The sequence below is a fragment of the Streptomyces sp. NPDC016677 genome, assembly GCF_055562815.1.
Genome location: NZ_JBVHEO010000007.1, coordinates 317,364 through 327,843, shown reverse-complemented (window position 1 = coordinate 327,843; position 10,480 = coordinate 317,364). Strand labels below are relative to the sequence as shown.

Genomic DNA, 10,480 nt, shown 5'->3' with positions numbered 1-10,480 from the left:
ACTCCGGGTAAAGAGCGGGTCAATGGTTGAGCGTGCGACGACCGTAGCACGATGACAATCGTTTTCAGAGAGTCGGGTCGAGGAGTGCCTGACGAGGGAGAACGTCCCCGGGCGGTGGGCGCGGGTGTCAGTCCAGGTTGGTGCCGGACGGCGGCCGCGCCGCGCCGGAGGGCTGACTGGGGCGCGCGGCTCTTTCGCCGGTGGCCTGGGCCAGCGGGGTGGCTCCCTCGCCGGTGGCCCGGGCGAGTGGGGCGGCACCTTCGCCGGTGGCCTGGGCGAGCAGGGTGAGAGCGGCGCGCGACGGCGAGCCCGTCTCCGTGGTGGCGACCACGACGGCGGGACCTCGCCCGCTGCTCATGGTCTGCTGGATGACGGTCAGCGGCCCGACCAGCGGATGGCGCATCTCGTAACCGGCCATGGTGCAGGCCCGTACCCGGTGGTCGGCCCACATCGAGGCGAACTCGACGCTTTTCGCGGACAGTTCACCCAGCAGCGCGTGCAGCGCCGCGTCCTCCGGGTGCTGGGCCGCCACCAGGCGCAGACTGCCGACCAAGGCCCTGACCTTGGTCGGCAGTCCGTGTACAGGTCACGGACATGGTCGTCGAGGAACAGCAGCCGGGCCATGTTGGGACGCCCCGCCGGCAGGTCGGGGGCGCCGAAGTCCAGATGCCCGGCGAACAGCGCGTGGCCCAGCCGGTTCCACGCCAGTACGTCGGAGCGCCGGCCGAGCACCAGGGCGGGGACGTCGCCGAGCACGCCCAGGAACTGACGTGTCGCCTCCGGCACCCGCTCCGGCGCCGGACGCCGCCCCCGGGGGCACCGCCGGTCCACCCGGGCCAGGTCGTGCAGGTACCGCTTCTCGGACTCGTCCAGCCGCAGGGCCCCGGCGATCGCGTCCAGCACCTCGGGCGACGCGCTCAGCGACTGTCCCTGCTCGTGGCCCCCGGCGGAACTCGCGGCCCGCGCGCATGCCACCTGGATCCGGTTCGCCACCACCGGCGACCTCGGCTGGGACCCGTACGACACCGAACGCCGGGCCACGATGCGCATCGACGCCGGGTGGGCCCGGGTCGACGACCCCCGCGGCCGGGAACTGCGGGCCTGGGACACAGCGCCTGGGCCGGCGGGGCGCCGGGTCGCCGGGGCGCCGTCGTCCGCGGCGACGAGGTGGGCGAGCGGGCGCAGGCCGTCCGCTCAGGGGGAGCCCGGTCCGGCGGAGCAGCCGGTCATGCCGAGGCCGGGCACGGCGGCCGGGCCGAGCGACTCGTGGGCGAGGGTCAGTTCGCCGACGGCGGGCCGGGCCCGCATGGCCCGCTTTCCCCCTGGGCGGAAGACTCCCCGGAACGGTGCGGGCCCCGCCCCGAGCGGCCGAGCGGCCGAGCGACGGCACATCCCCGGTGCGGCATACTTTCTGGATGAGCCCACGCACCACCCCGACCAGCCGGCCGATCACGATACGGAGGGCTGTGGCACGGGATGCCAAACGGCTCACGCGGCTCGTGCGTCGCTCGGGCGCCTACGCGGGTGAGTACGCGGCCGCGGTCGCGGGCTACCGGGTCGGACCCGATTACATCGAGGCCCACCGCGTCTTCGCGGCCGTCGGCGCCGACGAGGAGGAAGGCCGGGTCCTCGGGTTCTACTCGCTCGTCCTCGCTCCACCGGAGCTCGACCTGCTGTTCGTCGCCGACGAAGCGCAAGGACGGGGGATCGGACGGCTGCTCGTCGCGCACATGCGGGCCGAGGCCCGTGCCGCCGGGCTCGACCGCGTCACGGTCGTGTCGCACCTTCCCGCCGAGGGCTTCTACCACCGCGCGGGTGCGGTGCGGACCGGGACCGCGCTCGCGAACCCGCCCGCCGTGCCGTGGGACCGTCCCGCATTCGAGTTTCGTGTTTCTTCCGCATGAGGCGATCGCGGTCGCCCCGATACGGGTCGCGCCGCCGCCGCCCGTTTCGCGGTCCGTGTCCGTGACCGCACCGGCGGTGTACGACCCCGACACGACAGCCCTACGGGTGGCGCGGATGGCATGGGGCAGTACCGGGAGGGCCCTTCAGCCGCGTGGCTCTTCGGGGAGGAACGTCACCTGCGGGGCGCCCGTGCGCGGGTGGGTGGCCACTTCCGCGGCCACTCCGTAGACCTCGGCCAGCAGCCGCGGGGTGAGGATCTCGGTGGGTGGGCCGGAGGCGGTGACCTCGCCGGCGTGCAGGACGTAGAGGCGGTCGCAGTAGTAGGCGGCCAGGTTGAGGTCGTGCAGGGCGAGCAGCACGGTGGCGGGCAGGCGGCGCAGGGTGCTGAGCACGGACAACTGGTGCCGGATGTCGAGGTGGTTGGTGGGTTCGTCGAGGACGAGGAGGGCGGGCTGCTGGGCGAGGGCACGCGCGATGAGGACGCGCTGGCGCTCGCCGCCGGAGAGCCGGTCGAAGGGGCGGTCCGCCAGGTGGACGGCGTCGACCGCGAGGAGTGCGGAGCCGATGAGTTCGGCGTCCTCGGGAGTGTCGCCGGCGAGGAGCCGTTTGTGCGGGGTGCGGCCCATCGCGACGACCTCACGGACGGCGAGGTCCAGGTCGGCCGCCGAGTCCTGGACCACCGCCGCCACGGTGCGGGCCAGTCGCCGCACCGGCAGCGACCAGGCGTCGTCTCCGTCGACCCGTACCTGCCCGGTGTCGGGGCGCAGGACGCGGTAGACGGTGCGCAGGAGGCTGGACTTCCCGCTGCCGTTGGGGCCCACGAGCCCGATGGTCTCCCCCGGGCGGGCGGTCAGGGAGACGTCGTGCACCAGACGGCGGGCTCCGGCGGTGAGCGTGACGCCGTCGACGCTCAGTTCGGTCGCGGTCACGTCACTCCTCGGTCGGTGCCGCGCCGGGCGTCCCGGCGCATCAGCCACAGGAAGAACGGCCCGCCGCACAGGGCCGTGAGCACGCCGACGGGTATTTCCATCGGCGCGGCGATCGTCCGCGCGGCGATGTCGGCCCAGATGAGGAAGACCGCTCCCGCCAGTGCCGCCGTCGGCAGGACCCGGCGGTGGTCGCCGCCGACGAACAGGCGCACGATGTGGGGCAGCATCAGCCCGACGAAGCCGATCGGTCCGGCCGCCGCGACCAGCACCCCGGTGACGAGGGAGACCAGGACGAACAAGCGGGCACGGAACCGGGCCACGTCCAGCCCCATCGTGGTCGCCGCCTCCTCGCCGGCCAGCAGCAGGTTCAGATTGCGGGCCTGTGCCATGAGGGCGCCGACGCCGAGCAGCAGGGCCGTGCTCGGCAGCCACAGGGTGCCCCAGCCGACGCCGCCGAGGCCGCCGAGGGTCCAGGCGAGGACCGCGCGGGCCTCGTTGCCCCGGCCGGTGGTGAGCAGCAGCAGATCGAGGACCGCGGTGAGTACCGCCGCGATCGCCACTCCGGACAGCACCAGCCGCGCCGAGGTGACGCGTCCGCCGGTGCGGGCGGTGGCGTACACCAGCAGGAGCGCGCCCAGGGCGCCCACGAAGGCGGCCACCGACAGGGAGGCCGGTCCGAAGAGCGTGACCCCGAACACGATCACGGAGACCGCGCCGAGGGACGCACCGGAGGAGACGCCCAGCAGGTACGGCTCGGCGAGCGGGTTGCGCACCAGAGCCTGCAGAGCCGTACCGATCACCGCGAGGCCGGCTCCGGTGACCGCGCCGAGCAGCACCCGTGGCGCCCGCACGTCCACCACGATGGTCTCCCGGGCCCGTGACCAGTCAGGCTGCCTCCAGTCGGCACCCAGCGCGTGCGTCACGATGCCCCACACCTGGCCGGGCGGCACCTGGACGGAGCCGATCGCGAGGCCCGCCGTGGCGGAGACCAGGAGCAGGGCGGTGAGCACGAGCAGCGTGACGGCCGACCGGGTACGGCCCGCTCCTGCCGCCTCGGCTTTTCGTCGTTGAACCGCCCGCTCAGTGGACGTGCCGGCGGCGGCCTGGGTCACCGGAAGCCTTCGGGGTGCAGCCCGCGGGCCAGGTCCTCGACCGCGTAGGCCGAGCGGACGCCGACCAGGGTGGCGGTCAGCGGCAGGACGACGAAGCGCTTGTTCCTGATGGCGGGTACCCCGGCGAGCGCGGGCTGGGAGAGCAGGAACCTCTTCTTCTCCTCGACGCTTCCGGCGCCGGCGTAGTCGTAGACGGCGATGACCTCGGGCCCGCGCTCGACGACCTGCTCCCAGGAGACGTCGCCGAAGACGTCGTCGAGGCCGGCGAAGACGTTCTCGCCGCCGGCCAGCCGGATCAGCTCGGTGCCCAGGCTCCTTCCGCCCGCCGTGAAGGCGCTCTTGTCGCCGCTGTCGTAGACGAAGACGGACACCCGGGGTTCGCCCTTGACGGCGGTGGTGGTCTTGTCGACCCGCGCCTGGAGGCCGGCGACCAGTTCGTCCGCCCGGTCGGGCACGCCGAAGATCTCGCCGATGGTGCGGATCTCGTCGTAGGTGTCCTTCATCGTCACCCGCTTCTCGCCGCAGTACTCGCGGTTGAGGTGGGTGTCGATGCCGGCGTCGGCGAACGCCTTCCGGGAGCGGCCCTCGTTCTCGGCGAAGGCGCTGCCGTAGCCGCCGTAGACGAGGTCCGGCCCGGCGTCCAGGATCTTCTCGAACGACGGCTCCCTGTCCGCCAGTTCGGGGATCGACTCGTAGTCCTTCCTCAGTTCGGGCAGGACCGCGGAGTCGCGGAAGGCGGTGCCGACCACGCGGTCCTTCAGGCCGAGGGCGAGCATGAGTTCCGCCGGGTGCTGGTGGATGGTGACCACCCGTGACGGCGGCCTGTCGTACGTCGTCCGCACGCCGCAGTTGTCGACGGTGACGGGGAAGCCCGCGGGCACGGCACCCGTGGCCTTCGCGTCGCCGCCGTCGGACGAACCGCAGCCGGTGGCCAGTGGCGCTGACGCGAGAGCGACAGCAGCGGCCGCGGCACGGAGGAACCCGCGCGTGCGGGCAGGGGTGAACGAAGGGGACACGTGAAGCCTCCTGGAGTCCGCGCTCCTCGGATCGGGCCCGCGACGGACCAGTGTCCTGACTCCCGGATCGACGTTCCCTCCGCCTTCCCGCGCGGCGCGCAGTGGCGTGTCGGAGGGGCGCTCCCCGGTCACAGTGGCGGGACCGTGCCGGATTCGCACCGGCTTCCTGTCTCCCGTCGCGGCGATGACCAGGCGATCCTACGGTCCCCCGAGCCGGCGGCAAAAGGGCGTGCGCACCACCTTCCTCACGCCTCCCGGGCAGCCCGCAGGACGAGCCGCTCGGCACTCTCGTCGTAGGGGCGCCCGTCGAACCCGCCGAAAACCTCCACGCGGCCGAACCCCGCCTCCTCGGCCATCCGCCGCAGCTCCACCGCGCTGTACACGAACCACGTCAAGGTGGCCCGCGTCACCCGCTCGCCCCGGACCAGCACCCACTCGCTGCGCAGCCGCGCCCACTCGTCCAGCACGGTGTCGGTCTGCACCATCAGGTCGTCGCCCCGCCGCACCACCTTGGGCGGGGTGACCTTGCGGGCCAGGAGTTCCTTGCCGGCGAGGTCGAGGACGAGCGTGCCGCCGGGAGCCAGGCAGGTGCGCATGGTGCGCAGCACGCGCGCGTTGTCGGCGGGGTCCTCGAAGTACCCGAAGGAGGTGAACATGTTGAGGACGACGTCGAAACCGCCCGGTGCGCTGTACTCGCGGGCGTCGGCCCGTACGTACGTCACCTCGGCACCGGCCTCGGCCGACCGCTCGCGTGCCCGGTCCAGCATGGCCGGGCTCAGGTCCACTCCGGTCACGCGGTGACCGCGGCGGGCGAGCGGCACGGTGAACACCCCCGGCCCGCAGCACAGGTCCAGCACGCGCGACCCCTGCGGGAAGGCCAGCAGGGGGGAGGTGCTCAGCAGTTCCTCGGCCTGCCCGTGGCGCTGCTCGGAGAAGAGGAAGTCATGGAACTCGGTCCAGAAGTCATCGTCCTGGAATCCGCCCGTCCGTGTCATCGCGCGTCAGTGCTCCTTCATGGTCGTCGGGGACGCGGTGCCGCGCCGTGCGACGGCGCAGCGTGAGCAGAAGAGGGGGGAGCAGCAGACACTGGGCGGCGGCCAGCAGCCAGAACCAGCCGGTGTGTCCGGCCCGTTCGCCGAAACCGTACAACTGCCCGCCCAGCACGCCGCTCGCGCAGGCGCCCAGGCCCGCGGCCAGCCGCTGCTGGCCGAAGACCACGGCGTCGGAGCGAGGGCTGCGGCGCAATGCCTCCAGGTCGTTCTTGAGGAACAGCACGATGTCGCCCAGGGTGATCAGCGCGCCGCCCGCCAACAGCGCCGTCCGGGTACCGGCCGCCAGCACGGCCAGGCCCGCCGCCAGACCCGTGAAACCGACCGCGAGGGCGACGGCGTACGGCATGCGCCGGATCAGGCCGGACGCGAGCGGCTGTACGACGATGACCAGGGTGAAGCAGAGCAGCAGCACCAGGCTGTAGAACGCGCTGGAGGCGCGCTGGACGGCGTACACCGCCAGGAAGTGCTGGAAGTGGAAGTAGAGGTAGAAGGCCAAGGCGTTGGCGGCGAACGGCAGGAGTGCCACGCCGGCCAGGAGACCCGAGGGGGCCGTGTCCTTCGATCCGGTGGGGTGTTCCGCGGTGGTCTCCGGTAGTCGCGCGTGTCCCGCCGTGACCGCGAGGAACAGCGCCGTGACGGCCGCGAACAGCCAGCCGGGCGACGACAGGACGAACGGCGCGGCGATCAACGGGCCCACGGCCATGCCCGCGTTGAGTGCCGCGTTGCCCGCCGACAGGAACGCCGGGCGGCGCTCGTCGTCGACGCCGTGCACCAGGTACGCCTTGTTCGCGGGCAGGTAGAGGGCGGCACCGCAGCACGTCAGGACCAGCGCCCAGACCGCCAGGAGCGGCCAGCGCGGGGCCGGCAGGAGCCCGGCGAAACCGGCGGTGCGCACGACGAGGGCCCACAGCATCGTGCGGCGCAGCCCGATCCGGTCCGCGAGGGCCCCGCCGACGATGCCGCCGGAGAACTGCACGAGCGACGCCACGGCCAGGACGACACCGACCGTGCCGAGCCCCATACCGAGCCGTTCGTGCAGGAAGACCGACATGAACGGCAGGACCATGAAGCTGCCGAGCGGAATGAGGAACGAGCTGGCCAGGAGGAACCGCAGCGGGCCGGTGAGCGGGAACAGCGAGGCCCGCAGCCCCGGTCCCCGGGGGGCGCGCTCACCCACCGGGCGCCTCCCGGCCGGCCGGGTCGGTGAGTACCCGCAGGGCGTTGGCAGCGGCCACCGCGCGGTGGGTGGCGAGTTCGGCGGTCTCCGCCTCGGCGTACACGATGCCCGCGTAACCACGGCTGTCGTCCAGGTGCTCGATGAGGTCACCGGCCCGCTTGACCGGGTACCAGGCGGGCGTTCCCGGCATGCCGGTGAGCCGGTCGAGCCCGGCGACCCCGGTGAACACGCCGGGCGCGGCCGGATAGCCCAGAACGAAGGCGACGGCCGGACCACCGGGAACGTCCGCCTCCATGAGACCGGGGCGACGGCCGAGCGCGGCCTCGATCATCGCCTCGTACACGTTGACACCGAGCGCCCGGCACAGGCCCTCTCCGACCAGCGCGCCCCCGATCCGGGGATTGACCTCCACCACCTCCGGGCCGTCGGCGGTCAGGACGAACTCCACGTGAGCGAACCGGTCGGTGTAACCGATGGCGGCGAGCACCCGGCCGAGCCAACGCCCCAGCGAAATCCGCTGCGGGTCCGGGAAGGCCACGGGGAAGGCGGTGATCTCCTCCCGGAAGCGCGGCTCCGGCGACATGAGGCGACTGGAGACACCGAGCAGTCTGGTGCGGCCGGCCCAGGTGAGCGTCTCGGCGCTGTACACCGGGCCGCTGAAACAGGGCTCGGCGAACAACCGCCCCTTCAGGTCCCGGCCGGACGCCTCCGCCAGCGCCGCGTCGAGTTCTCCCTCGTCCCGGACCAGCCACACGTTCTGGCTCCCGGTGCCCGCGGTGTCCTTGAGCACGAGCGGCAGCCCCGCCTCCTTGAGCAGCAGCCCGCGTGCCTCGCGGTCCGGGCCGGCGTTCTCGACGGCCCTGCCGCGGGTGAGGCCCGCGTCGTGCAGCCTGTTGCGTACGGCGGCCTTGTCCCGGGTCAGTCGCAGGACGGCCGGGTCGAGACCGGGCAGGCCGAGTCGTTCGGCGAGGGCGGCGCCGGTGAGGGTCCAGGTGTCGGTGGAACTGATCAGACCGCGCAGCGCCGGGACGCGCCGGAGCAGATCGGCGGACCGCTCCATGTCGAAGGTGTCGGTCACGACGACGTCGAGGGCGCCGGCGGGCAGCCGGCCCAGTTCGTAGGCGTAGTAGGCGGGGTCCCGGGTCAGCAGCAGCAGGCGCTCGCCGAGCCGGCCGGCGGCGCGGACCAGATGACCGAGGCCGAAGGTCAGCGACTCCAGGCAGGCCACGGTCATACGGCACTCTCCTGCCGGCCCGCCGGGCAGGCCGCGCGCCGCCACGTCATCCTCGACCAGGGCATGGTCATCTGCTCCGGGCCGCGGACCTCGACGGGCTTCAACGCGGCCGGATCGAGGGCCTCGGCGTGCCGGGCGAACACGCGCTCCACGTAGCGGTGTCCGGTGTCGGCCCCTATCACCAGGTGCAGTCGGTCGGGGTGGCGGCGGGCCTCGTACGTCGCCGTCAGATAGCCGGCACCGGTGGACAGCCCGGCGAACACCGCGTGTTCGCGCAGCAGGGCGACGGCGCCGGCCATGGCGTGGGTGAAGTCCAGCCAGTGCACGGTGTCGTAGAGATGGTGGCGGACGTTGTCGAAGACGATCGACGAGCCGATGCCGGCGATGATCGCCTCGGGATCGTGATGGTCCTGGCTGCCGAAGGTGACGCTGCCGAAGGGCTGGACGCCGACCAGACGCACCGAGGGGTCCGCGACACGCAGCCGTTCCACGACGCCGCCGGTCGAGGCTCCGGACCCCACCCCGCCGACGACGGTCAGCGGTACGGCCGGGAACTCCGCCGCGATCCGGTCGGCGACCTCCTGGTAGCCGAGGTAGTGGACGTCGTCGTGGTACTGGCGCATCCAGTGGTGCCCGGGACGCTCGGCGAGTATCTCCCGCACCCGTCGCACCCTCAGTTCCTGGTCGAGTGCGAGGTCGCGCGACGGTCTCACCCGTTCCACCGTGGCGCCGAGGATCTCCAACTGGGCCAGGGTGGTGGTGTCGACGGTGGTGGACGCGACGATGTGACACCGCATGCCGTACCGGTGACACGCCAGGGCGAGGGCGTAGGCGTAGATGCCACTGGAGCTGTCGATCAGGGTCTGGCCCGGACGGACCGTGCCCCGCTCCAGCAGATGACGGACGGCGGCCAGAGCCGAGTAGATCTTCATCGACTCGAACCGCAGCAGGACCAGGCCGTCGGTGAGCCGGACCAGGTCCGGGACTTTCAGAGCGTCGGCGATGTGGGGGTGGATCACCCGTAGCCTCCTTGGGCGAAGGTGCACTGGTGGCCGAGCGAGTGGAAGAACGCGGAGAGTTCGGACTTGACCTCGGCTCGTGGGCGTGCGGCGAAGAGATAGCCGGCCAGGCAGCCGGTGTGGGCGACGAAGACGCCGTCGGCGCCGAACCGCTCACGGTGGGCTCGCAGGCTGCTGAAGGTCGTCTTGGGCAGCACCTCCTGGGACAGCGCGGCGCTGGTCGTCGCGGCACGGGCGACGGCGGCCGGGTCACCCGAGCCGAAACCCTTCAGCAGATCGGTCAGACACCGCTGGTATTCCTCGCCGCGGCGCCGGTAGTGGTCCAGCAGCAGGGGAGTGACGGCGGCGGTGTCCACCGTGCCGGGTTCCATGACGTAGGCGGTGTGGAAGCCGAGGTCCGGGCCCAGTCGCCGCACCACCCGGTGCCGGCCGCTGAGGTACAGGGCGAACTCGTCGAGGAAGACGCTGTCGGCGCGCTCGATGTCCGCCAGGACGCCGAGGACCACGTCCTTGTCGTACGGCAGGGAGAAGACGCGGAACAGGCAGCGCAGCGTCGCCACGATGTCCGCCGTGGAACTGGCCATTCCCACGCCCACCGGCAGTTCGGAATGGGTGCGCCAGTCGCCGGGCGGCAAGGTGAGACCGTAGTGCTCCAGGAAGAGGCGCGCCGCTGTCGCCGACTTCTCACCCAGTGCCGGCGGACCCGGTGAGCCGGCCGTCGTCCTCGGTGTGAAGTACACCCAGGAGTGGCGGTCCACGGGAAAGGACACCACCGCGATCTCGGGATCGGTGCCCGCTCGCAGCGGGCCCTGGTACAGCTCGCCCAGGGTGCCGTGGCAGACACCGGAGACCGTGCCGCCGGACAGGCCCGGTTCCTGGAGGACGCCCGCGACGGGTCCGAGTACCGTCGGTCCCGGTCCGTCGGCCGGCACGTCGACGAAGGACCGGTACGGCCGACATGGATCGGCTGGCTCCCGCACACCGTCCTCCTCCGTACCGGGTCTTGCACACCGACAGGGAAGGAGACGGGGCCACA

Annotated in this window: 10 protein-coding genes, 2 pseudogenes and 1 riboswitch; of the genes and pseudogenes, 2 read left to right on the top strand and 10 right to left on the bottom strand. The window is 72.6% G+C overall.

The genetic code is table 11. The features are described 5' to 3' along the window. Positions 1-127: 127 nt before the first annotated feature. Together ACZ3IG_RS21660 and ACZ3IG_RS21655 are read right to left on the bottom strand one after the other, a co-directional pair. A complete protein-coding gene (locus ACZ3IG_RS21660; protein ID WP_467434031.1) occupies positions 128-553 on the bottom strand; it encodes an MmyB family transcriptional regulator in 426 nt (141 codons plus the stop codon). Between the two features lie 80 nt (positions 554-633). Then, positions 634-732 (bottom strand): annotated as a pseudogene (locus tag ACZ3IG_RS21655) (transcriptional regulator); the annotation flags it as partial. Positions 733-940: 208 nt separating this feature from the next. Between ACZ3IG_RS21655 and ACZ3IG_RS21650 the strand changes: the two are divergent. After that, positions 941-1,105: pseudogene (locus tag ACZ3IG_RS21650) on the top strand (carboxylesterase/lipase family protein); the annotation flags it as partial. 310 nt (positions 1,106-1,415) lie between these two features. After that, positions 1,416-1,904 carry a GNAT family N-acetyltransferase gene (locus ACZ3IG_RS21645; protein ID WP_467434029.1) on the top strand — a complete coding sequence of 163 codons (489 nt, stop codon included), beginning with the start codon at positions 1,416-1,418 and terminating at the stop codon, positions 1,902-1,904. Positions 1,905-2,048: 144 nt separating this feature from the next. Here ACZ3IG_RS21645 and ACZ3IG_RS21640 read toward each other — a convergent pair whose 3' ends face one another. From ACZ3IG_RS21640 to ACZ3IG_RS21605, 8 genes are all read right to left on the bottom strand, one after another. Further along, positions 2,049-2,834 carry an ABC transporter ATP-binding protein gene (locus ACZ3IG_RS21640; RefSeq protein WP_467434028.1) on the bottom strand — a complete coding sequence of 262 codons (786 nt, stop codon included), beginning with the start codon at positions 2,832-2,834 and terminating at the stop codon, positions 2,049-2,051. Further along, complete coding sequence (locus ACZ3IG_RS21635) at positions 2,831-3,946, bottom strand: FecCD family ABC transporter permease (protein WP_467434027.1); 1,116 nt, start codon at positions 3,944-3,946, stop codon at positions 2,831-2,833. The genes ACZ3IG_RS21640 and ACZ3IG_RS21635 overlap by 4 nt, the downstream gene beginning before the upstream one ends. Next, the gene (locus ACZ3IG_RS21630) at positions 3,943-4,962 is read right to left on the bottom strand and encodes an ABC transporter substrate-binding protein (protein ID WP_467434026.1); all 1,020 of its coding nucleotides are present in this window, start codon (positions 4,960-4,962) and stop codon (positions 3,943-3,945) included. The genes ACZ3IG_RS21635 and ACZ3IG_RS21630 overlap by 4 nt, the downstream gene beginning before the upstream one ends. 48 nt (positions 4,963-5,010) lie before the next feature. Then, positions 5,011-5,131, bottom strand: a riboswitch (cobalamin riboswitch). A gap of 76 nt (positions 5,132-5,207) precedes the next feature. Then, positions 5,208-5,957: a class I SAM-dependent methyltransferase gene (locus tag ACZ3IG_RS21625; RefSeq protein ID WP_467434025.1), complete on the bottom strand. Its 750-nt coding sequence runs from the start codon at positions 5,955-5,957 to the stop codon at positions 5,208-5,210. Further along, positions 5,926-7,191 (bottom strand): MFS transporter, encoded by a 1,266-nt coding sequence (locus ACZ3IG_RS21620; RefSeq protein ID WP_467434023.1) that lies wholly within the window; start codon positions 7,189-7,191, stop codon positions 5,926-5,928. Before ACZ3IG_RS21620 ends, ACZ3IG_RS21625 begins: the two co-directional genes overlap by 32 nt. Further along, positions 7,184-8,425 carry an ATP-grasp domain-containing protein gene (locus ACZ3IG_RS21615; RefSeq protein WP_467434022.1) on the bottom strand — a complete coding sequence of 414 codons (1,242 nt, stop codon included), beginning with the start codon at positions 8,423-8,425 and terminating at the stop codon, positions 7,184-7,186. Before ACZ3IG_RS21615 ends, ACZ3IG_RS21620 begins: the two co-directional genes overlap by 8 nt. Next, positions 8,422-9,444, bottom strand: a complete 1,023-nt coding sequence (locus ACZ3IG_RS21610) for a cysteine synthase family protein (protein WP_467434021.1) — start codon at positions 9,442-9,444, stop codon at positions 8,422-8,424. Before ACZ3IG_RS21610 ends, ACZ3IG_RS21615 begins: the two co-directional genes overlap by 4 nt. Further along, a complete protein-coding gene (locus ACZ3IG_RS21605; RefSeq protein ID WP_467434020.1) occupies positions 9,441-10,424 on the bottom strand; it encodes a GHMP family kinase ATP-binding protein in 984 nt (327 codons plus the stop codon). Before ACZ3IG_RS21605 ends, ACZ3IG_RS21610 begins: the two co-directional genes overlap by 4 nt. Between the last annotated feature and the right edge of the window lie 56 nt (positions 10,425-10,480).